The organism is Alteromonas sp. 5E99-2 (assembly GCF_017368475.1).
GTDB lineage: Bacteria > Pseudomonadota > Gammaproteobacteria > Enterobacterales > Alteromonadaceae > Alteromonas_F.
Genome location: NZ_JAFNJE010000007.1, coordinates 50,372 through 71,855, shown reverse-complemented (window position 1 = coordinate 71,855; position 21,484 = coordinate 50,372). Strand labels below are relative to the sequence as shown.

Below are 21,484 nucleotides of genomic sequence, written 5' to 3'. Positions count from 1 at the left end.
TGCCTACTGCCCTTTACTGCCTATGTAAACTGAAAACCGCGTATTTTGAGTAGAAATATCAACATGATTGAATTGCTGTTGAAGTTGCTCCAAATACGGCAAAAAGCGATTTGCTACAAGAAATAGCTTACCATCTTTTGCTAAGGTAGTGATGGCATCTTTAATAAACGCGGTAACCACATTGTAGTCGGTATGTACGCCAGTATGAAAAGGTGGGTTAGTGACAATAGAGGTGTATTTAGATTTTATATGTCTTAGGCCGTTAGAAGCGATGACTTTTGCTTTTAGACCATTGTGGTGAAGCGTGTGTGCTGAGGCAAGTAAAGCAACTGCGCTAATATCCGATAAATCCATTTGATGCTGTGGTGCTTGTTGCATTAGATAAGCGCTAATCACGCCGGCACCACAGGCGAAATCTAAGCTTTTGCCCTTACCCGGAAAATTTAAAGAAGACAGCAACAAGGCAGTGCCCTCATCTAATTTTCCATCACTGAATACACCAGGGAAACTACTGCATTTCCACTCAATATTATTTAGTGTGTAAGTATTTACTGATAGCTTATCTAAGGCACAAAATGTTTGGTTGTTAGCATTAGGTGAGTAGCTGATTAACGTGCAGTGTCGCGCTGAATCTAACTTAACCACATCGCCTTTATTTTTAAGCATTTTGGCAATGCTTTTTATTCCACTGCGATTTTCACCTACTAGATAAATTTGTCCATCGCCTTTTAGACGAGCTGTAGCCATATCAATTAGAAATTGCAGGTGGGCTTTTGATTTTGGAATACAAATCAAAATATTGTCGTAATCGCCTTCTTCTATGTAGGGCGCAAATATATGAGTATGCTTGTCAGTAGTTATGCTGTGAGATAAGGCTTGTTCGCCCGATACCAAATTTTCACTTTCAAATTCCAGAGGCTCATTAAACCCTGTGCATTGTTGAAATACATCATAGAATTGATGCAACACAGTAAAATTAAGGGCCTTACATAAGCCTAACCAACTGGATTCTTCAGGGTTGACGATTAGCCAGTTACCACTATCGAATAAGGAGACATTTCTCTCTAAAATTTGAGATACAGGCAGCATTATTTACACTCGCTCAAAGATCAGATCCCAAACACCGTGGCCTAGTTTTTGTCCGCGGGTTTCAAATTTAGTAATGGGTCTAAAATCAGGACGAGGAACAAAATCATTCGTTTCAGATGTATTTTTAAATAACGGGCTTTGCTGGGTTATTTCAAGCATGTGCTCAGAATAAGGTTCCCAGTCTGTTGCCATATGAAACTGACCACCAGTTTGAATTTTTGATGCAATGAGTTCAACAAAATCCGGCTGAACAATTCTACGTTTATTGTGGCGCTTTTTATGCCAAGGATCTGGAAAAAACAACTGTAATTTATGCAATTGGTTGTCGTCAATCATGTGCTTTAATACTTCAATGGCATCATGTTCGATAACCCGTAAGTTAGTTACACCGAGTTCTCCGGCATAAGACAGACAGGCTCCAACGCCAGGACGGTGCACTTCAATACCAAAAAAGTTCAGTTCTGGTTGGGCTTTTGCCATTTCAACTAATGACTTACCCATACCAAAGCCAATTTCTACAACTGTGGGCGCATCACGGCCAAATAATTCAGCGAGATTGAGTTTAGCTTCAGCATAGTCAACACCCATAGTAGGCCAATGATCTTCTAGTGCTTTTGCTTGACCCTTGGTTAAGCGACCTTCCCGTTTAACGAAACTTCTAATTTTACTTACGTAAACGCCGGCAGCTTCCGCTTCTGACTGATTTTTAAATTGACCCATATGCCTTCCTCTCTATTTAGAAGGCGAATTATCCCCTCACTCACTGTATTTTCAAGTTGATTACAAAAAAAAGTGACGCTATGTTAGCGCGACAACGTATTTACTCAGTAAATTACAGCAAAAATTTGGCGTTAATGAACACATTTTCTGAAAAAGTACTTTCGTGGTTTGATGAACACGGTAGAAAAACCTTGCCTTGGCAACAAGAGATATCACCTTATAAGGTGTGGATATCTGAAATCATGTTGCAACAAACTCAAGTTAAAACGGTTATTCCGTATTTTGAAGCTTTCATGGAAAGTTTTCCCACAGTGAATAAACTTGCATCAGCGCCCATAGACGAGGTGTTACATCATTGGACTGGCCTTGGGTATTATGCAAGGGCAAGAAACCTGCATAAAGCAGCTCAAACCATAGTTAGCGCCCACTCTGGGCAGTTCCCTCAGACCTTAGAAAACGTTATGGCTCTACCGGGAATTGGACGTTCAACCGCAGGTGCTATTTTGTCTATTTCCCTTGGGCAGACTCATCCCATATTAGATGGTAATGTAAAGCGGGTTTTGGCTAGGTATTTTGCAATAGAGGGCTGGCCGGGAAAAAAGGCGGTAGAAACTGCGCTTTGGGAGAAAGCCCATGATGTTATGGCAAAGACTAGGGTAGGGCATTACACTCAAGCAATGATGGATTTAGGTGCAACTGTCTGTAGTCGCAGCAAGCCTAAATGTGAAAAGTGCCCTGTTGCGTTTAACTGTATTGCCTTTGCCAGTGGCACACAAAGTGACTTCCCGGGGAAAAAACCGAAAAAAACGCTGCCAGTCAAAACTACACATCTTGTTGTTTTGCGTTACATGAATCGCGTTTGGTTGCAGCAAAGGCCAATGACAGGAATTTGGGGCGGGCTTTGGGGGTTTTACGAAGCTTCTACTAAAGAAGAGGTTGTAGAATGGTTAACCCAATTCTCAAACCAGCCTAGGCCGGCAGAAACTATGTCGTTTCGACATACTTTTAGTCACTTCCATCTCGATATTACTGTGTTCGAGCATCAGCTTGAGAGTAAACCGCCAATGCATGTAGCAGATAGCAACAATGGGTGGTTTGATTTAGAAGAATCGAATTCTATTGGATTTGCGGCCCCAACAAAACGTATCATTACCGATATTCAACAACGAAGCTTAAGAGAATAAAATGTCTAAACGAGTACAGTGTGCCTATTTTAAACGAGAATCTGACGGTTTAGATTTTCAGCTTTACCCTGGAGAACTAGGAAAGCGTATCTTTGATTCCATCAGTAAAGAAGCGTGGGCCTTATGGCAATCAAAGCAAACTATGTTAATCAATGAAAATAAATTGAATATGATGGATCCCGCTGCCCGCAAATTTTTGGAAGAAAGAATGGAAGCCTTTCTGTTTGAAGGCAAAGAACCGGACATCGAAGGCTATGTTCCGCCTTCTGTTTAGCCTAGTTTTGATTAAATCGTAACCGAACAGCCAAAATAGTGAGAAAAGCAGTTGACATAGGGTGCGGAAATCCGTTTAATACGCACCCACAGCGCAACTAGCGTTGTATGAGTGCCTCGATAGCTCAGTTGGTAGAGCAGCGGATTGAAAATCCGCGTGTCCCTGGTTCGATCCCGGGTCGAGGCACCATTTTTTATCTCTTCATAAAATATCTTATTTTCTAAAAACATCTAAAAACATCTAAAAATTCAAAACAATATAATCTTATTTTATTAAAAATAATTATACCGTCGCAGTACAACATAATTTAGTTTTTATTACCCATGCACTATGAGAGCATGTAAAAAACGTCAAAAGAGTTGTAGCTGAGTGGCTGACTATTATCAAACTGCTGGAATTAAGGTGTTTCCCAAGAGCGGGACAATTCTTGTTGGCGAAGAAACCATAAATGTTCGCCCCAAAACTTTTGATTTGCTGATGATGTTAGTAACTTCAAAAGACATTGTTAGCAAACAGCACATGCTGATGGAAATTTGGGACGATGTGGTTGTTGATGACCAAGTTGTGTTTCAGTCTATCAAAGAGCTAAGAAAGCTATTTTCTGGCACAGATGTTATTAAAACCTACCCTCGTAAAGGCTATATGTGGATTGCTGATGTTACTTATCATTCTGCAGCTGAATTAGAGCCTTTGAATAATCTATCCTCAAAACACAAGACACGTTTTTTGCACTCTTTTAAACCTATTTACGCTGTCGCCTTTATCTTTTTTTGTGTACTACTTGGATTTTACAATACAAGGCAAAAGGAACCGGTAATTAGCGGGTCTGTCGTTGTGTTGCCGGTGAACAATAATATCGAAGATAACAATCAGCAATGGGTACGTTATGGCGCTATGGATCAGCTTATACAACATCTCTCATCTGGGAAAAATGTCGCAATACTCAATACTGATTACGTAATGGAAGTCATGCACCGCGCTGAATTTCCTAAAGCGAATTATAAGCGAGAGCATATTGAGCAGATATTTAAGGTATCGGGTACTCAGCTTGTTGTAGATACAGTGATAGAAGGAAATTCGGGTGATTACCAGTTAGTGTATGCCTTGCACAAACCGTCTAGTATCGAAAAAGGGGTAATAATGAGTGAACATATTGTCAGTGCATTTGGCAATTTGGCTCGTATTATTAATGATAGATTAGGGCAAAATACGGAATTAACACATGTGGACTACCCGTCTGCATTTGCGAATGAAATTTTAGCCGAGGCTATTGAACTTAAACACCAAGGTAATAAAGTTGGCGCTAATAAACTGTTAGAAGCAGTATTGATTACTGAAGCAAATAACCTGACAGCCCAAAGGTTATTGGTCGAATTAGCGCTAGATAATTTAGACGGTAAAACGGTAAACACTATTTTGTCTCGAGCTATTCCTATGGCACTTGCTGATGGGAACAAAAAAGAGCTAATTCGTTTGCAGTTTTTTGGTGCCATTCAGGCTTTACGAGACGGCAATGTCGCTTTAGGTAAACAGCGTATAGAACAAGTGCAAGTTAGTGCAAAAGAGCTTAATGATTGGCTTTACTTGGCGTATGCATCTGAATTTAATGGTGTGCTGTCCCAGAACCTTAAACAATTTGATGAGGCTGAAGTGAGTTTTAACCAAGCGCTAGATTACCATCAAGTGCTTCAATGCCCTCTAGGTCGTTCTAAAGGGTTTATGTTTTTGTCTGAATTAGCCAACGCTAAAGGTGATTTTAATGGCGCCAAGGAGCTTGCTAGGCACTCATTAGATATAACAGAGCAACGAAGCTTGCACAGCTATAAGCCAAGGGTGAAAGCTTGGCTTAATAAATTGGAAAGTCGTCACTAAAAAATGGATTTTTAGAATACTCGCGAGAAAGAGAAGTTCACAGCGTTGATTTTCCACCCCTCTGACGTATTAATTAATTGCCAGTGTTCTTGTCCGTAATTAGTTAACTTTTCGTCTTTGTAAAAATCATAATTGAAGCTCACTGAAGCCACTTCGCCATCTTGAAAAATTTGAATATCTTTAAAAACTTCTTTGGACTGCTGTTTTGAACTAACAATATTTTGAATGAACTCATTTGGCGTACTGTTCATTATTTTGGGTTGTTGTTTAAATTTTGGATCGAGAGAGATGAGTGTTTCGAGCGTTTCATCACTAATAACTCCAACCCACGAAACATTCGAACTGTGGAAAAGAGATAAAAAGAGCGAGTCATCTTTGTTTTCTATTGAGTCTTTGAAGTTTTGGATAATGTTGTTTATCGCAGTTTCGTCTTTTTTTTCATTTGCTTGAAGTTGAATTGAAAAAACGGAAATAAAACAAAGTAACAAAATAGTAAAACTAAGAACCTTAGTTGAATTGAACGTCATAGAATAAATTCCTTATATATACAGATAGTGAGTGTGTAAAAGCCACTAGCTAAGATTGTATGTATAGGGTTGATTAGACTAATGAAATAGCCTGAAATCATCTGAAATAAATGGGGGTTACCAGTTAACTAACTGAAAAATATTGTATTTCTAATGAATGAGAGGGAAGCAAAAAAGAGCTTTATTCGTTTTCTATTTTTTCCCAGAAATTGATTTGGTTTCTGCCGAGTTGTTTTGATTTATATAGTGCTGAATCCGCTTGATCAATTAATTCAGTAGGTGTTTTTGCTCCATCCTTAATCGATGATATACCAAAACTACAGGTTACACTGATACCTTCTAATTGAGTTTTCTCGATTTTACTCAGCATCTTTTTTGCAATATGTGATGCGCGTTCTTTAGTAGTCAGAGGCAACACAATGCAAAACTCTTCGCCTCCGTAACGAGCAACAATGTCATTTTGACGTAAACAGTCCCGAAGTATCTGCGCAACACCTTTGATAACAGCATCTCCAGTAGAATGTCCATGAGTGTCGTTAATATTTTTGAAATGATCTATATCAGCCATAATAATACAGTATCTTTCCGGCAAATTAGTTTTTTCAAAATCACACTCTAACTGCTCGAATAAAGAACGGCGATTATAGCAGTTTGTTAATTCGTCTCTTGCAGCCAATTTATGTAATTCAACGTTACGTTTTTTAGAATTAGTAAACCCTCTGTAAATAAAAGCAACAGCAAATAAACAGACAACAAGAAGTAGTGCTAAGGTAACACTCGCATATTTGTTTTTAACAAGTTCTAGTTCCGCTATACGTTTATTTTGACCAACTATTTCTATTTCGTTGTTCTTTTTGGCAAGCTCTAATTGATCGAGTTTTGCTTTTTCCCGAAGAGTTTCTAATTCAACTTCTAATTTATGGGAGTATAAATTAGCTTTGGTTAAAGCTAGCTTACTATTTCCTGCGTCTTCTTGGATATCTTGGATTAATCCAATTTCTTTTTCAGCATAAGCGAGCGCTTGATTTAGGTTTTGTCGCTTTTTTTCTGTTTTGCGTAACACGCGGTAAGCGTAAAGTATTTGAGATTTATCATTGATTTCTACTGATAATGCTAATGATTTTTTTAGTAGTACAATGGCTTCATCTGCGTCTTTCTTTAATATTAAGTTAGCCAGCGGAGTTAATGCCTTGGCTTGATAAACTAAGCTGCCTACTTCTTCTGCTAATTTCAGCGATTCCCGGTAATAAAGAATAGCTTCTTCATAATAAATTTGAGCGCGATAAATGTTACCTATAATTCGAGTGACTAAAGATGCCTTTAATTTGTCACCCTCACTTTGATAAATAGCGAGTGCTTGAGATGCTAATTTTTCAGCTGATTCGAAATTTTTTGAATTCAATTCAATTACTGCTATTTCTCTGAGCGCTGAAGCTAATGTAGTCGGAGGTATTTTGTCTTGAGGTAGTTCTATGGTGACTTCATAAAAAGATTTGGCTTGTTCGAATTCATTTAGTTTTGTATATAATAACCCCATTTGATTAGAGGTTTTGGCTATACCCGTTATATCGTTAATACTTTTGTAATAGAGGTAGGCTTGATATATGTGTTCTAGTGACTTTTCATATCGACCAATATGCCGGTAAATAATACCTGCGCCCGATAACGCTTTCGCTTTACCTTCTGGATCATCAACTTGGCCATGAATCTCTATACTCTGTAACGAATAATCTAATGCGGTAACAAGATTTCCTAAATAACGTTCCGCTTCTGCAAGGGTATTTGCCGTTCTCGCCATTAATTTCTTATTGCCTAGCTCGGTATACACATCTAGCGCTTTTCTATAGAAAAAAGCGGTTTCTTCTCTGTTTTTCAAACGTTTATGTGATTCCGCTAGCCTTTTGTATGAGTAGGCTAAATGGTCTTGTATTGATAAATCATTAAGAGGGAAAAAGTTAAGTGCTTGTTTAAAATGAAATACTGCATCTTTAAAGCGCTTTATTTTGTAGTAGTAATCGCCAGCGATATTATAGGTAAATGCAATGGGAATAGGCTCTCTGTGCTTTAAAGACATTGGCAGTATTTCATCTATAATTTTGCCAGATTCATCATAGCGTTTTCTATTTAGTAGAAACTCCACATAATCAATTGAGGTGATTAAAACTCTTTCTATATCACCCAGTCCTTTATTTATCGAAATAGCTTTTTTGAAATTGAGCTCTGCTTCTTTCGCGTTGTTTGATGAATCGTGGACTTTTCCTAGAACGGTGTGAATTTGAGCAGATAGTTGCAAGTCATTGTCAGTTTCAGCTTTGCTTAGTGCCGTATTAGCAAGCTCTATACTTAGCTTCATATTACTATATCGATATGATTTTGCTCTACTTAAAACAGAGGATGCCGACATGCTCTCTAGTTCAGCGTATGCGAAAGTCGTTTGTTCATTGCTGACTTGAGAATAACCGCAGAAGCTCATTAAAAGTAGAGTAGCTAATAGTATTCGCATGATGTTTTTCTAGGGAAGTATTGTTTTAGAATATAGATCTTCTTTAAAAAAAGTAAAGCAAGTGCCTAGGTTAATAACATAGTAGCGAGTAAACCAAAGTAGAGCTCTCGTGGCTTTACATTGTATAAACGTTAGCCTTAGCCCTTAATTTTATACAATTGAGTTGTGTTGCTTATGTTCAGAAAGTGTATTATTTGTCTAGGCAATTACAGTATTGAGTGACAATATGAAAGGAAAATTGATTACCGTTGAGGGAATCGATGGCAGTGGTAAAGGTACGCAAGCTGAACTTTTAGTTGAAGCGTTAAAAAAAGCAGGAAAAAAAGTCAAAATGTACAGCTTCCCCGCTTATGAAACTACGTTTTTTGGTGGAGAAATAGGGGCATTTTTGCGTGGGGAATTTGGGACGTTTGACGATGTTCATCCAAAACTTGCTTCCATTTTATTTGCCAGTGATCGTTTAGAGCAAAAACCGGCATTAATACGTGATTTAGATGACGGGTTTTATGTGATTTGTGACCGATATGTGGAATCGAATGCGGCTCATCAATCTGCGAAATTTGCTGAATCAGAACGAAGCGGCTTTATTGAATGGATTAAAACCCTAGAATATAAAGTTAACCAGTTGCCTAAACCCGACATGACGTTTTTTCTTGATTTGCCCATCGAATTTTCGAAAGAGTTAGTTTTGAAAAAGAAAAAACGCTCATACACAGACGAAAAGGAAGATATCCAAGAAGCTCAGCACGGCTATTTAGAAAAGGTTTATCATGTGTACAAACAACTAGAGATATCTGAGAGTTGGTTAAAAATTGATTGCGTCAACGAAGACACTTTATTACCAATAGAGACTATACATAAAATTATTCTCAATCGTGTGTTAAGCGAACAGTAAATTTTAGCTATTCGTTAAATTAAAAGCGCGAATAGCTAACCCTTCACAAACTGAATTAAATGCATCGCCTTCGACTACGGGTAACTCAGGTAACCAGTTTTTTTGAATTTCATCTATTACGATGGGAGATAAACTCATCCCTCCAGTAATAAACAAAATGTCTGGTTTGTGAGATGTGTTATCTAAACAATCTGTAATGAGCTTTTTAACTCGTTTTAACCATGATTTCATGGATTCATTTAGTTCTGTTTTAGATATAGAAACTTGAAAGTCTTTTTCTATGTAATTTAGAGGTAGCACTATTTCATCTTGTGATGACAGTAATTCTTTCGCTAGGCGAGATGAGTTAACTAAACGAGCAGAGAGCTTTTCTTCTTGAACCGTTAATAAACGCTCCAATGAACTTGAGTTTTCAACGATTGACATAGTTTGAGCGATATCTAAACCATAATCTTCATGAAAGAAACGAGTTAGTTTAGGAATGTCGTCTACCGCACACATGTCTGAAAAATAAGTAGGAGGTACGGGTAATCCATTAAATGTTTTTAACCCCATTCCCATACTCGGGGCAATGGCTTTTAATACTAAGCTTTTATCGCATTCCATTCCGCCTAAACGGGTACCGGTTACAGACAAAACATCTTGTTGCCTGTCTATATTATTGTATTTTTCAGGAGACAGGGTAATGCAACAAATATCAGTGGTACCTCCTCCTATATCGACAACTAATGCGTTGGTTTTCTTATTTAATGTGCGTTCAATTTTGTATGCTGCCGCGATAGGCTCTTCTAGAAAACTCACTTTTTCAAACCCCGCGAATTCTGCGGCTTTTGTCATAATGGAAATAGCTTGTGTGTTTCCTTCATCACCACGGGTTCCATGAAAACGCACTGGCCTGCCGATAACCGCTTCGGTGACAGGGGCTTTTAATTGGGTTTCTGCATTGTTTTTAAAATAAGCTAGTTGTTTACCAATCATGCCAACAAAGGCACTGCGTTGTGTTTCATCTAATGACGCACCTAGGAAATTTTTAGGTGAGTAAATTAAACGGCCTTTATTGGGGTGTGCGAGAAATCGTTTGAACCCTTCTTCCCCAAAAGCAAATTTACCATGGGCGACCAACTGGTTTAGTGACAAATCTTGTACGGTCATATTTTTAAGAAGCAACTGGATAGCCTTACGTTGAAGGCCCGGTTTGTCATGAAATTGGCCTCTCAATTCATCTATGCGCGCACTAAATATGTTTTGTTCTTTTGGATCGCGGGAATCGTAATAGCCTTGCTTCGCTTTTTCTATTTGCTCTGTAATTGACCGCTTTATTTGGCTTACTTTGGCTTCGATCATATCGGAAGGAGGTGTAGGTAAATCATCTTCAAAATAAATAAAAATCGAAGATCTAATTTTATTTGAATCTTTATTTAAGGGATCTAGCTTAACAAACTGGTGATCTTTGCCATCAAAAAATACAACTTCAGAGTTTGAAGTACCGTAATCAATTCCAATTGCTGCCATGTCTACCCAATATTATTGCAAAAACACAATTGTATTACATTTAACACATGAATATAGAGGGTAGCGTGTGAAATTAAAGGAACTTTATTCATTCAGAACCTTCAAACTAAAACATTGCAAATTTAATGTAATTAATTTGTTGGTTAAATTGGTTTGTTTTGTAACTAGAGTCTATAACTAAAAATAAGCAGGCTGAATTATGAATAACAAAGTGATAGCTATGGATGCTAATACAACGCCAGATTTAATAGATGCCCTCGTGCTTGTTATTGATGATGATGTTGATACTACAGATAAAATCAGAGAAAGCCTGGCAGAGTTTCGCAATGTTAAGGTGTTCAACGATGGTGAGTCTGCCTTGGCTTTTTGTCGATTGGAAGCTCCAGATCTTGTGCTTTTAGATGTAAATATGCCTGCGCTAGATGGTTGGGCGATATGCAAAGAGATTCGAGAGATGAGTATGTTGTCTCGCTGCCCCATTATTTTTCTTTCCGACGATAAAAACGTAGAAACCGAGTTGAAAGCTTGGGAAGCAGGAGGGGCTGATTTTTTGAGGAAACCCTTAGTGATGCCTGCGCTTAAGATGCGAGTGATGTCACGCTTAACATCTCATTGGCACATTGAAATATCAAACAGGCTTTATCATACAGATACGCTAACGGGGTTGAATAACCGTTATTACTACGGCAAGCATGTAAAAGAGCAAATGGCGTATGCGGAGCGTTACAACAGCGATTTATCTTTATTGATTATTGATATAAACGATTTCTCTGTATTTAATGATAGATATGGATATGCTGCGGGCGATAAAGCGATAAAAAGCATTGCGTCGGTATTGAAAGAAATCGTGAACCGTAAACCTGATTGTGTGTGTCGATATGGTGGTGAAGAATTTACAATTTTATTACCAGGGACCAATGAACAAGGAGCAAAAAGCGTATCGCAAAGAATAATACGAGCAGTTAGTGAATTATGTATTCCTTTCGAGGGTAGTTATTCAGAGCAACTCACAATTACTATAGGCTTGGCGTCTATGAGTTCTATGCAAAAAAGTGATGTGAGTTTATTTGATACAGCGGACAAGAATTTAACGGAAGTGAAGTCTTTAAACGCAATTCAAGTCGCTTAATTTTAGTAATATAGTCTCTTCCAGTGATTAATGCTTGTACAGGTGTCTTTACCTCTGTATAATCCGCGCCCTTGCAGCTAATCACACTAGTTCCTTGTCTTTATGCAGACAGCTGCACTGCCCGAGACTACAACCGTAAGGAGCGTATTGATGCGTCATTACGAAATCGTATTTATGGTTCACCCTGATCAGAGTGAACAAGTACCAGGTATGATCGAACGTTATACCACTATCCTGAAGCAAGGCGAAGGTGTAATCCACCGCCTAGAAGACTGGGGCCGTCGTCAATTGGCATACCCAATCGAAAAACTTCACAAAGCACACTATGTTCTTATTAATGCTGAAGCAACTGCAGAAGCTGTTGAAGAACTAGAAACTGCATTCCGTTTTAACGATGTAATTCTTCGCAATATGGTTATGCGCACTAAAGGCGCGGTAACTGAAGCATCTCCTATGATGAAAGAAGAACGTCGCGAACGCCGTGAAGATGCACCTCGCGCTGAAAAGCCAGTTAGCGAAGATCAGGAATAAGGAGAGTATAAATGGCTCGATTTTTTAGACGTCGTAAGTTCTGCCGTTTTTCAGCAGAAGGTGTAGTTGAGATAGACTACAAAGACATTCCTACACTTAAGAACTATGTTACCGAAAGCGGTAAAATTGTTCCAAGTCGTATCACTGGTACCAGTGCAAAGTATCAACGTCAGCTTTCAACTGCAATTAAACGTGCGCGTTTTCTTGCATTGTTGCCATACACTGATTCACACAAGTAATTAGCGAGGAGTCCATAAGATGGAAATCATTCTTCTAGACAAAATCGCAAATCTTGGCGGATTAGGCGATAAAGTAAATGTTAAATCTGGTTATGCACGTAACTTCCTTTTCCCTCAAGGAAAAGCAGTTCCTGCAACTAAAGTTAACGTTGAAAAATTTGAACAGCGTCGTGCTGAACTTGAAGCAAAAATTGCTGAGCAGCTTGCTGCCGCTCAAGCACGTGCTGAGAAAGTTGAAGCATTAGAAAATGTAACTATCGCGGCACCTGCTGGTGACGAAGGTAAGTTATTTGGTTCAATCGGTACGCGCGATATTGCTGATGCAATTACTGCTGCTGGTGTTGAAACGACTAAGGCGGAAGTTAAGCTTCCTACTGGTACGCTTCGTGACACTGGTGAATACCAAATTGACCTACAGTTCCATTCTGATGTTATGACATCAGTTAAACTTGTTGTTATTGCTGAAGCTTAATTACAAGTAGAACAAAGATAGAACAAAAGCCAACTTATTATTAAGTTGGCTTTTTTTTTGGAATTAATTAGTAATAATTCGTATTACTCTTTATAAGTAAGCTGTTGTTTAATGCTCACCGAAACCACACCCGAGTTAATTTTAATAAAAATCTCTTTTAAGGAGCAAATATGCACACTCGACTCACTTATATTGCTGCGGCGTTACTGATTACTAACAATGCATTGGCGGAAGACAACAACGCCGAAACAGATATTGAAAAAATTGTCGTAACTGGACAATACTTATCTAACAATAAGTCGAACTCTGTTAAGACGCCAACGCCGATTTTGGATGTTCCTCAAAGTTTATCTATTTTAACAGCTGATGATATTACCCAACGTAATATTGTTAGCATTGGTCAGGTTATCGATTACACTCCTGGTGTAACCACGTCTCAAGGTGAAGGCCATCGGGATGCAGTAGTTTTTCGCGGTGTTCGTTCTACCGCAGACTTTTATATTGATGGCGCAAGAGATGATGTGCAATATTTTCGCTCGCTTTATAACATTGAGCAGGTAGAAATATTACGTGGGCCGAATGCCTTATTGTTTGGCCGTGGTGGCACTGGTGGTGTACTTAACCGCGTAACTAAAAAAGCGCAACTTAATGAGCAATTCACTGGTTATAAAACATCACTAAATTCGTTTGGCGGCTATCGTGCTGAAATAGATGCAAATGTAGCGACTAGTGATGATTCAGCTATTCGTATTAACGCTATGTATGAGCATTTAGAAAATCATAGAGATTTCTTTGACGGCGACCGTATTGGTTTCAACCCCACTGCACACTTTTCTGTAAGCGATGCAACTAGAGTTGACTTGTCTTATGAGTACATCAACCACGAACGCTTTATTGACAGAGGTATACCGACTAACAGTAATGGCCGTCCGGTAGAAGCCTTTGAAGAGGTTGTATTTGCTGATCCTGAAAATAACTTTAACGATGTTGAAGCTCATGTGTTTCGCGCCATAGTACAACATGATTTTTCAGATACAATCAGAGGTAATTTTAGCGCATCATACGCTGACTTCGACAAAGTATATTCTAACTTTTTTGCTAGTAGCTTTAACGAAGACACGAATGTTGTTGGTTTAGATGGTTATATCGATTCAACAGAAAGACAAAATGCCATTTTCTCAGGAAACCTTGTTAGTGAATTTACAACAGGGAATATTGATCACTCGGTCCTGATCGGCGCAGAAGCGATTTTTACGTCATCTGACCAAAACCGCTTCAATTCGCTTTTTGATCAAACCGATGACGATGTTGAGTTCTTTAACGTGTCTCGCCCGCTTTCATTCAGAAGTTTTTCAGGGGTTAACGCAAGTGGTATTACGACTACGTCTGCGTTTAGTGATATCAATGACGATACTCGTGTTGAACTAGATGTGTACTCTTTCTTTATTCAAGACGAAATTGCTATCTCTGAACACTTAGACTTGGTGCTAGGTGTGCGATTCGATAGTTTTGATATCGAAGTATTTAACGTTGTTGCCGATGAAACCCGTTCACGCACAGATGATGAGATTTCTCCTCGTGTTGGTTTGATATATAAGCCACAGGAAAACATTTCTATTTATGCCAGCTACAGTGAATCTTTCTTGCCTAGAAGTGGAGAGCAATTTGCCAATATTAATGGTGACAACAATCAACTAGACCCTGATGTATTTGAAACTGGTGAAATTGGCATTAAATGGGACTTTAGTGAAGGTTTAAGCTTAACGGCTGCAATTTTTGAAAACGAACAAACATCGCTAGCGGTATCTGATGATGACGCTGGTCGTTTCGACGTAATTGAATCAGAAATATCAGGGTTTGAATTACAAGCGATAGGTCAGGTGTTAGATTCTTGGTCAATCAATGCCAATTATAGCTTCCTCGAAGGTGAAAATGGCTCAACAGGCCTAACGCCACGAGAATTGCCTAAACACACATTCTCTGTATGGAACAATGTACAATTGAATGACGTTTTTGGTTTTTCAATTGGAGCGACTTACCAAGATGAAAGCTTTATTGTTAATGGTCCAAATAGTTCAGGTGTAAGAGCATCTATTCCTAGCTATGTGCGTGTTGATGCAGCGGCTTTCTATGATGTGTCTGATACTATGAGAGTACAGCTAAACATTGAAAACTTAACTGACACCTTGTACTTCCCTAATGCTCATGCAGCAAACCAAGTTACTGTTGGAGCCCCAATTAATGCAACATTGACATTAACAGGTAAGTTCTAGTTAGTGATTTGATTTGTCAAAAAAGCCAACGTTAAAGTTGGCTTTTTTTGAAAAAAATCAAATTTTTGAATCGAACATAGATTTCATCTGATTCGCGAATTCTGTGAATTTTTCTTTGATTGTTTGCTTGATTTTTATGTCGACACCGCCAAATAATACAAGCCCTTCCACCCGTAAAATCGGCCCATCGTAATCCGCAGACGACCGGATTTTATTGTTAATACCAGCAAACATATTTACTGTAGATGTTGACACCCTAACCCCTTCTGGAACATTGATATTGATTCCACCAAACATGCAGAATACTTTCAATGTAACGGTTTTAGAGGTGAAAATCCCTTGGCTTAAATCTATATTTGCACCGCCAAAGACGGTAATCACATTAATTTTACTGGGAACCAACCAAGGGCCTTTACGATCAGACCCTGCGAAAATACAAACTACATTTTCGGCGTCAGTTGTTTCTTCGGTGGAATATTGAATGCTCATGTCTGGCGCGTTGAAATCTTTAGTCATATCGGAAGCGAGAGGATCTAAATCAGCGACTTGAGAAACGATTTTTTCAGCGTCATTACTGTCTACAACTACATCTAATCGACGCTCAAAGGCTTCCTCGTTAATGTTTCCATGACTGTAATTATAAATAAGTACTTCTATCACTTCTTCTTTGACTATTTCTATAGGGCGGTCTGAAGCGTTAATTTGCATATTGGCTTACCTAGCGACAATTTACCAATAAGTATTAACGATAGATAGAAAGTTGAAAAGAGATAAAGTGTAACTGAATGTAGATAAGATGTAAGAAGTTATAAACACAATAGAGAACTACAACAATGCAGTTCTCTATAGAAATTTAATTAACCACCACTAAATTGTAGGCCATTAAAAATAAGTGATGTACTGCCTCCACCAGCGCTACCACCAGCGCCATTGGAGTTTTGTAAGGCAGTATCATAGTGTATGTCACCAGCTCCACACACTTGAACGGTTCTTCCTCTTACTGAGCCGAATAACTGCCCAGAAGCTCTAATGGCAACGTCGCTGAACGGAGCATATAGAGCTAAATATGTACTTGCCGTGTCAGATAATATTACGCCGTAATCATCACCACCATGACAATTCGTCTCCACATTATCGTTAGAGTAGCCCGAAAAAAGTGAAAATGGAGGAAGACCTGAAGAAGTAAGGGGAGCGTGTGTGCGAGATAGACCTGCCTCATTCTCAAAATTAACAGGCTGTTGAATTTTGCTTTTACCTCTTACAATAAGTGTAAGGCTGGAATTTGGTTTAATATTAAGACTACCTTCGGTACTTGTACCGTACGTAAAATCTCCAGAAACATAGATAGTTACGTCGCCCGTTATAGTTAACGTACTACCGTTGATGTTTAGTTCTTCAAGAAAATAAACAGAATTATAATTTACGCCAAAAATAGTGGCTGACAAGGGAGAGAATGTGGTATCCCCTTGAGTACCCGATGAGTTACCGAAGGAAGCAACTGGACTGCCAGATAAAAGAGACAGGCCACTGCTTATACTGTTTGAAGACAAATCCGCAATTTCATCAGCAATGAGTAATGGGTCACAATTAGCTTCTGGGTCGGTTGGGTCTAAACTTTCTACGTCTGGATCTGAGGCAAATACTTCTTCTACTTCACCTACAGTGACAGATGAGTTTTGATATAAGCTATCATCCGCATAGGTTTCACCATCTATACTTATGGCATTGGATGTAACACCGCCACGAGATAAGAGATCTGCCCCTTCGTTATTTAGGTTTCTAATTCCGAAAGTAGGAGTGAATTTAACAGTACCGTGAGCTCTTAACACCCCGTTAATGTACCCGCCTTGATATTTAACGTCACCTCCTGATAGTAAATCACCGTTAATACGGGTACTAGAAGGGAAACCAGATGGAACAAAACCACTACCACCGGTTACTGTAATATTACCATGTGCATGGGCGTCACCACCAATAAACCCACCACTTTCGAGTGTGAATATGCCTCTTGTAAGTACGTCACCCAAGATAACTGCACCACCATTTATAAATATATCGCCATTAGAACGAACACTGCCAGAAATAGAGGCACTCCCATTTAATGTAATTTTGCGCGTTGATAAAACGTCTCCTGCAATTGTAGCTGCTCCTGTTAGGGTGATATCGGAATTTTGTACTATAGTTCTTACGTCTGCCTCGGCAGTGGCGTCTGATTCAGAATATTCACCACCGTTTAGAGAAGAATCGTAACTATCAATCGTGCCGCCAGCAACATTCTGTACACCTTCACAACCGACAATAGCAGAGTCAAATGGTGAACTTGCCTGAGTACCATTACTTTGAAAGCCAAAGTTAATAAACAAATTGGCAACAGAATCTCCGTTGTAGCGTTCACCATAGCCTTCTATCACTAAGTCGCCATTTGAATCTTGTACTAGTGAGCTAGTGTGTCTGAGGTCAGTAGCATGTGCAGATTGGTCATTAATATCTGCAATATTGTTAACCAGATCTTCAATAGAAGAGTTTGGGTTAGCAGCAAGTTCGGCTATAATTGCATCGATTTGACTGAAAGCCGCACGTTCCGAGGCCATTCTAGCATTAAGAGATTTTTGAAAGTTACCGCTTAGGCGTTCTTGAATTACGGTGTCTCTTAGCGATGCGAATACAACCACGCTTGCTAGCGCAGTGAGCGCAAGCACGACAACTAACGAAAAGCCTTTTTGTTGAATTTTCATTATATATTTCCAAAATAGTCATTAAGCCAAAGCGTTGAGGCCGCAATGTTAATTGTTACGCTGCCTCCGTAATTTAACGGCAATCCTTCTGGTGATACATTCACCGTCAAAATTCGAGTGGCGTTGTTATAATTAAAGGATATTTGAGTTAACCCTCTCAAAATGTCCTGTGCTCCTGCACCAATATCGCATGTTAATCGGTTATCTCCCGATAAAGTAAATGTCTCGGTAAAATCAGTTGTTGGTGTGGTACCAATACAAGACAAGCTGTTAGCACTTTGTTGTACGGTTATTGTTTCTCCACTTGCGTCAACTGTGGGATCTGATTGAGTTTGTTTCATACTTCGAATGAAGATTTGTGACGTATAACGAAGCACTTCCTGTGCGTTTTCTAATTCTGTTGTAGTATTTGTAATGGTCTTAATGCTGCTATAGGAAAGACTAACAGCAAGTACCAAGAAAGAAGAGATAGCAATGGCTATCATCAATTCTACTAAGGTGAAACCTTTATTCATTAGCAATCACCTGCTACTAGCGTTGGGTATTGAGGATAAATACTCACAGACGGCGCAATTGAGGAATCTAGTCTTTCGTCAACCCATTCTACTGTAATCTCGAAGTCGGTATCGAATTCGTCGAGAGCAGTTAATGTGTAACCTTGGACTGAGCTATTTTTAAGTTTCGTAAGTACATCATCATATTTGTCTTCATCTATAGCGTCACACAAATCGGGCCATAAAATTTCACCGGCATTGTTAGCTTGAATGGTCGCCACAGTATATTGAAAACTACTTGTGGCGAATTGCAAGGCTTTGAGTTGAGCCGCAGCAAGGCCAAGAAGCGCTATAACGGCAATTACCGCGGATACCATAACTTCGAGTAAAGAAAATCCGTTCTGTCGTTTTTGTGTTACCCACATCCGCTGGCTCCTTCAAGTAACCATGTTTGGCCACTGATTAAACCACACAGAAGGAAGTCGTTTGTAGATGAGTCTCCGTCCGTGATACTGATATTCAGGGCACTACCAAATTCCCCTGTGGGTGATATGGAAACGGTAGGGAAAACTATAGTTACAGTATTGGTTGTTTTATTAAAATTATTGATGATTGCTTCGTCAGTGGTCCCTTGATCTTCAACAACTTCCCAAACATCGCCGTTGGCTCTTAAATTAATTTGCGTTTCTCTTTTCACTGCTTCGCTTCGTGCAAACTTGATTAAACTGTGAACTCGATTGGCATTGGTAACAAGGCGGTCTTGCTTGATGAATTGGGCAAAAGACGGTGCTGCTAAAATAGAAATAATAACCACAATAGCAGAGACTATACCTAACTCTATTAAAGTAAACCCCTGTTGATAATGTGGTAATTTAGTCATAGTAATTAACTGTCCCAACAATCTGCGCCACCAGTTGCGGTATAGACACCCGCTGAAGTGACAGACAAGGTGCCGCAATTATCTGTAGTTTGCGGTGTACCTGATTTGGGGGTGGCGGTTAACGTAAACGAGGTTGACGAAAATACAGAAATTTCACCAGCTTGAGCATTATTGGGGGTATAACTGTATGTATATAAGTCTGATAATGGTTCTACATAGTCGTTGGGATAACCGCCATTTCTGGAATACTGACGCTCGACAATAGAGACAATTTGAATCATTTCTTGTTGTGCTTCAACTCTGTGCCCCCGTGCAAGAAAGCTACTGTACGCAGGCAGTGCGATAGTATATAAAATACCTAATATAGCAACAACGATCATAAGCTCGATTAATGTGAATCCCTTAGGTGAAGCGTTGCTCATTTACCTGTACTCGTTAATGAAAGTTAAAGTCAGCTTTGAAATTATATCATCGCACTAAGAATAATGACGTATTACAAAGTTATTAAGATACGACGAATATTATCGTTTTTCATACTTAAGCGACATGATTGTATTCTTATTAAACGCCTAAGCGTGTGCTTTTTTGCAAAAATAGTCTTTTACACGTGTTTTTATTTAATTTAAGTCATTTTATACAAAAAAACAGTTCCTATTAAAATAGAAAACGGTCAAGTCTATTTTTTATTGTGGGTTTACCGCATAATTAGTATTAAATAATCGTGGTTTAAAGGTAACCTTTTGGCGCAACTAGAATCTGACAATGTTGTTGAAAAACTAAAAATACCACCTCACAGTATTGAAGCCGAACAATCAGTGTTGGGGAGTATGCTTATAGCACCCGACTCGTGGGACAAGGTAACGGAACTGGTATCTGATAACGACTTTTATAACCGTTCTCATCAAATCATATTTGCAGCCATACTTCGCTTGTTGAAAGAAAACATGCCTGTGGATTTAGTCACAGTGTCTGAAGACTTAGAAACCCATGACGAGCTGAGTGATGCCGGCGGTTTTGCTTATTTGGGCGAGTTGGCAAAAAATACACCTAGTGCAGCTAATGTAACAGCTTATGCCCAAATTATTAAAGAGCGGGCCATTACCCGAGAGTTGATTGGTGTTGCAAACCAGATTGCAGAAGCTGGGTATAACCCAGAAGGTCGGGATAGCGCAGATATTCTCGATATGGCAGAAAGCAAAGTTTTTGAAATTGCGGAAAGCCGTACCGGACAAAATGAAGGGCCACAGAGCGTTGAGTCTGTTTTAGGTAAAACTATCGACAGGCTCGAAATACTACTTAAAGATAATCGAGAGGTTACAGGCGTATCCAGTGGATATACAGATTTAGATAAAAAAACCAGTGGCTTACAGCCTTCTGATTTGATTATTGTTGCGGCACGTCCATCAATGGGAAAAACAACTTTTGCGATGAACTTATGTGAAAACGCAATGATGACTGAAAGTAAACCTGTACTCGTGTTTAGCTTAGAGATGCCTTCAGAGCAAATTATGATGAGGATGCTTGCGTCTTTGAGTCGTGTGGATCAAACCAAAATCAGAACCGCACAATTGGACGATGAAGATTGGGCGCGGATTTCCAACACCATGGCAAACCTTAAGGAAAAAGATAATTTATTTGTAGATGACTCTTCAGGTCTGACGCCAATGGATGTGCGTTCACGAGCTAGAAAACTCGCTAGAGAGCGAGGCATTAGTATGATCATGATTGATTACTTACAGCTTATGCGTGTGCCATCATTATCAGATAATAGAACCTTAGAGATTGCTGAAATTTCTCGTTCACTTAAAGCCTTGGCAAAAGAATTAGAAGTGCCTGTGGTTGCGCTTTCACAATTGAATCGTAGTTTGGAGCAGAGAGCCGATAAGCGCCCGGTTAACTCTGATTTGCGTGAATCAGGCTCTATTGAGCAGGATGCCGATTTGATTATGTTTATTTATAGAGATGAGGTGTATCACGAAAACAGTGAAGACAAAGGCGTTGCCGAAATCATCATTGGTAAACAACGGAATGGCCCTATTGGAACAAGTCGATTAACGTTTCAAGGGCAATTTTCTAGATTTGATAATTATGCAGGGCCAGCTAGACCGGATGATTATTAAAAAAGCGGTTGAAATTTCAACCGCTTTTTATTTCA

General features: G+C 39.1%; 21 protein-coding genes and 1 tRNA gene. 11 read left to right on the top strand and 11 right to left on the bottom strand.

The features are described from left to right. Nucleotides 1–3 precede the first annotated feature (3 nt). Together J3L16_RS09050 and trmB are read right to left on the bottom strand one after the other, a co-directional pair. Nucleotides 4–1,089 carry a methyltransferase gene (locus tag J3L16_RS09050; protein ID WP_207612647.1) on the bottom strand — a complete coding sequence of 362 codons (1,086 nt, stop codon included), beginning with the start codon at nt 1,087–1,089 and terminating at the stop codon, nt 4–6. Nucleotides 1,090–1,092: 3 nt separating this feature from the next. After that, nucleotides 1,093–1,809 carry a tRNA (guanosine(46)-N7)-methyltransferase TrmB gene (gene trmB, locus J3L16_RS09045; protein ID WP_207612646.1) on the bottom strand — a complete coding sequence of 239 codons (717 nt, stop codon included), beginning with the start codon at nt 1,807–1,809 and terminating at the stop codon, nt 1,093–1,095. Between the two features lie 80 nt (nt 1,810–1,889). On the opposite strand from trmB, the gene mutY reads away from it, so the two are divergent. From mutY to J3L16_RS09025, 4 genes are all read left to right on the top strand, one after another. Next, nucleotides 1,890–2,993 carry an A/G-specific adenine glycosylase gene (mutY, locus tag J3L16_RS09040; protein ID WP_242698768.1) on the top strand — a complete coding sequence of 368 codons (1,104 nt, stop codon included), beginning with the start codon at nt 1,890–1,892 and terminating at the stop codon, nt 2,991–2,993. Between the two features lies 1 nt (nt 2,994). Next, on the top strand, nt 2,995–3,267 hold the full coding sequence (locus J3L16_RS09035; protein WP_207612645.1) for an oxidative damage protection protein: 273 nt from the start codon (nt 2,995–2,997) through the stop codon (nt 3,265–3,267). 113 nt (nt 3,268–3,380) lie between these two features. Beyond that, nucleotides 3,381–3,456: transfer RNA gene (locus tag J3L16_RS09030), tRNA-Phe, on the top strand. Between the two features lie 180 nt (nt 3,457–3,636). Further along, nucleotides 3,637–5,139 (top strand): winged helix-turn-helix domain-containing protein, encoded by a 1,503-nt coding sequence (locus J3L16_RS09025; protein WP_207612644.1) that lies wholly within the window; start codon nt 3,637–3,639, stop codon nt 5,137–5,139. An 11-nt stretch (nt 5,140–5,150) separates the two neighbouring features. Here the strand turns inward: J3L16_RS09025 and J3L16_RS09020 are convergent, their stop codons facing one another. Continuing rightward, nucleotides 5,151–5,666, bottom strand: a complete 516-nt coding sequence (locus J3L16_RS09020; protein ID WP_207612643.1) for a hypothetical protein — start codon at nt 5,664–5,666, stop codon at nt 5,151–5,153. A 181-nt stretch (nt 5,667–5,847) separates the two neighbouring features. Then, complete coding sequence (locus J3L16_RS09015; protein WP_242698767.1) at nt 5,848–8,169, bottom strand: GGDEF domain-containing protein; 2,322 nt, start codon at nt 8,167–8,169, stop codon at nt 5,848–5,850. Nucleotides 8,170–8,395: 226 nt separating this feature from the next. Here J3L16_RS09015 and tmk point away from each other — a divergent pair, with 226 nt between their 5' ends. Continuing rightward, the gene (gene tmk / locus J3L16_RS09010) at nt 8,396–9,064 is read left to right on the top strand and encodes a dTMP kinase (protein WP_207612642.1); all 669 of its coding nucleotides are present in this window, start codon (nt 8,396–8,398) and stop codon (nt 9,062–9,064) included. Nucleotides 9,065–9,067: 3 nt separating this feature from the next. Here tmk and J3L16_RS09005 read toward each other — a convergent pair whose 3' ends face one another. Further along, the gene (locus J3L16_RS09005; RefSeq protein ID WP_207612641.1) at nt 9,068–10,576 is read right to left on the bottom strand and encodes an Hsp70 family protein; all 1,509 of its coding nucleotides are present in this window, start codon (nt 10,574–10,576) and stop codon (nt 9,068–9,070) included. Nucleotides 10,577–10,775: 199 nt separating this feature from the next. On the opposite strand from J3L16_RS09005, the gene J3L16_RS09000 reads away from it, so the two are divergent. From J3L16_RS09000 to J3L16_RS08980, 5 genes are all read left to right on the top strand, one after another. Beyond that, nucleotides 10,776–11,705: a diguanylate cyclase gene (locus J3L16_RS09000; RefSeq protein ID WP_207612640.1), complete on the top strand. Its 930-nt coding sequence runs from the start codon at nt 10,776–10,778 to the stop codon at nt 11,703–11,705. A gap of 150 nt (nt 11,706–11,855) precedes the next feature. Beyond that, nucleotides 11,856–12,236 carry a 30S ribosomal protein S6 gene (rpsF, locus tag J3L16_RS08995; RefSeq protein ID WP_207612639.1) on the top strand — a complete coding sequence of 127 codons (381 nt, stop codon included), beginning with the start codon at nt 11,856–11,858 and terminating at the stop codon, nt 12,234–12,236. A gap of 11 nt (nt 12,237–12,247) precedes the next feature. Then, nucleotides 12,248–12,475 carry a 30S ribosomal protein S18 gene (rpsR, locus tag J3L16_RS08990; RefSeq protein WP_207612638.1) on the top strand — a complete coding sequence of 76 codons (228 nt, stop codon included), beginning with the start codon at nt 12,248–12,250 and terminating at the stop codon, nt 12,473–12,475. Between the two features lie 19 nt (nt 12,476–12,494). After that, nucleotides 12,495–12,947 carry a 50S ribosomal protein L9 gene (gene rplI, locus J3L16_RS08985; protein WP_207612637.1) on the top strand — a complete coding sequence of 151 codons (453 nt, stop codon included), beginning with the start codon at nt 12,495–12,497 and terminating at the stop codon, nt 12,945–12,947. A gap of 170 nt (nt 12,948–13,117) precedes the next feature. Further along, entirely contained in the window at nt 13,118–15,220 is a 2,103-nt protein-coding gene (locus tag J3L16_RS08980) for a TonB-dependent siderophore receptor (RefSeq protein WP_207612636.1), read from the top strand. Nucleotides 15,221–15,277: 57 nt separating this feature from the next. Here the strand turns inward: J3L16_RS08980 and J3L16_RS08975 are convergent, their stop codons facing one another. From J3L16_RS08975 to J3L16_RS08950, 6 genes are all read right to left on the bottom strand, one after another. Further along, complete coding sequence (locus J3L16_RS08975; protein ID WP_207612635.1) at nt 15,278–15,928, bottom strand: LiaF domain-containing protein; 651 nt, start codon at nt 15,926–15,928, stop codon at nt 15,278–15,280. 149 nt (nt 15,929–16,077) lie between these two features. Beyond that, a complete protein-coding gene (locus tag J3L16_RS08970; RefSeq protein WP_207612634.1) occupies nt 16,078–17,955 on the bottom strand; it encodes a hypothetical protein in 1,878 nt (625 codons plus the stop codon). Then, nucleotides 17,955–18,470 carry a prepilin-type N-terminal cleavage/methylation domain-containing protein gene (locus tag J3L16_RS08965; RefSeq protein ID WP_207612633.1) on the bottom strand — a complete coding sequence of 172 codons (516 nt, stop codon included), beginning with the start codon at nt 18,468–18,470 and terminating at the stop codon, nt 17,955–17,957. The genes J3L16_RS08970 and J3L16_RS08965 overlap by 1 nt, the downstream gene beginning before the upstream one ends. Then, entirely contained in the window at nt 18,470–18,874 is a 405-nt protein-coding gene (locus J3L16_RS08960; RefSeq protein WP_207612632.1) for a prepilin-type N-terminal cleavage/methylation domain-containing protein, read from the bottom strand. The genes J3L16_RS08965 and J3L16_RS08960 overlap by 1 nt, the downstream gene beginning before the upstream one ends. Beyond that, nucleotides 18,865–19,329 (bottom strand): GspH/FimT family pseudopilin, encoded by a 465-nt coding sequence (locus tag J3L16_RS08955; protein WP_207612631.1) that lies wholly within the window; start codon nt 19,327–19,329, stop codon nt 18,865–18,867. Before J3L16_RS08955 ends, J3L16_RS08960 begins: the two co-directional genes overlap by 10 nt. Nucleotides 19,330–19,334: 5 nt before the next feature. Next, nucleotides 19,335–19,751 (bottom strand): type IV pilin protein, encoded by a 417-nt coding sequence (locus tag J3L16_RS08950; RefSeq protein WP_207612630.1) that lies wholly within the window; start codon nt 19,749–19,751, stop codon nt 19,335–19,337. A 318-nt stretch (nt 19,752–20,069) separates the two neighbouring features. On the opposite strand from J3L16_RS08950, the gene dnaB reads away from it, so the two are divergent. Further along, nucleotides 20,070–21,449 carry a replicative DNA helicase gene (gene dnaB, locus J3L16_RS08945; protein ID WP_207612629.1) on the top strand — a complete coding sequence of 460 codons (1,380 nt, stop codon included), beginning with the start codon at nt 20,070–20,072 and terminating at the stop codon, nt 21,447–21,449. Nucleotides 21,450–21,484 lie beyond the last annotated feature (35 nt).

Bases quoted from the DNA above. Each gene is read 5' to 3' on its own strand.
- rpsF (WP_207612639.1), top strand. From the start codon at position 11,856: ATGCGTCATTACGAAATCGTATTTATGGTTCACCCTGATCAGAGTGAA.
- J3L16_RS08980 (WP_207612636.1), top strand. From the start codon at position 13,118: ATGCACACTCGACTCACTTATATTGCTGCGGCGTTACTGATTACTAAC.
- J3L16_RS09015 (WP_242698767.1), bottom strand. From the start codon at position 8,169: ATGCGAATACTATTAGCTACTCTACTTTTAATGAGCTTCTGCGGTTAT.
- J3L16_RS08975 (WP_207612635.1), bottom strand. From the start codon at position 15,928: ATGCAAATTAACGCTTCAGACCGCCCTATAGAAATAGTCAAAGAAGAA.
- trmB (WP_207612646.1), bottom strand. From the start codon at position 1,809: ATGGGTCAATTTAAAAATCAGTCAGAAGCGGAAGCTGCCGGCGTTTAC.
- J3L16_RS08960 (WP_207612632.1), bottom strand. From the start codon at position 18,874: ATGTGGGTAACACAAAAACGACAGAACGGATTTTCTTTACTCGAAGTT.
- mutY (WP_242698768.1), top strand. From the start codon at position 1,890: ATGTTAGCGCGACAACGTATTTACTCAGTAAATTACAGCAAAAATTTG.
- J3L16_RS09005 (WP_207612641.1), bottom strand. From the start codon at position 10,576: ATGGCAGCAATTGGAATTGATTACGGTACTTCAAACTCTGAAGTTGTA.
- tmk (WP_207612642.1), top strand. From the start codon at position 8,396: ATGAAAGGAAAATTGATTACCGTTGAGGGAATCGATGGCAGTGGTAAA.
- J3L16_RS09020 (WP_207612643.1), bottom strand. From the start codon at position 5,666: ATGACGTTCAATTCAACTAAGGTTCTTAGTTTTACTATTTTGTTACTT.
- J3L16_RS09050 (WP_207612647.1), bottom strand. From the start codon at position 1,089: ATGCTGCCTGTATCTCAAATTTTAGAGAGAAATGTCTCCTTATTCGAT.
- rpsR (WP_207612638.1), top strand. From the start codon at position 12,248: ATGGCTCGATTTTTTAGACGTCGTAAGTTCTGCCGTTTTTCAGCAGAA.
- J3L16_RS08970 (WP_207612634.1), bottom strand. From the start codon at position 17,955: ATGAAAATTCAACAAAAAGGCTTTTCGTTAGTTGTCGTGCTTGCGCTC.
- J3L16_RS08965 (WP_207612633.1), bottom strand. From the start codon at position 18,470: ATGAATAAAGGTTTCACCTTAGTAGAATTGATGATAGCCATTGCTATC.
- J3L16_RS08950 (WP_207612630.1), bottom strand. From the start codon at position 19,751: ATGAGCAACGCTTCACCTAAGGGATTCACATTAATCGAGCTTATGATC.
- rplI (WP_207612637.1), top strand. From the start codon at position 12,495: ATGGAAATCATTCTTCTAGACAAAATCGCAAATCTTGGCGGATTAGGC.
- J3L16_RS08955 (WP_207612631.1), bottom strand. From the start codon at position 19,329: ATGACTAAATTACCACATTATCAACAGGGGTTTACTTTAATAGAGTTA.
- J3L16_RS09035 (WP_207612645.1), top strand. From the start codon at position 2,995: ATGTCTAAACGAGTACAGTGTGCCTATTTTAAACGAGAATCTGACGGT.
- J3L16_RS09000 (WP_207612640.1), top strand. From the start codon at position 10,776: ATGAATAACAAAGTGATAGCTATGGATGCTAATACAACGCCAGATTTA.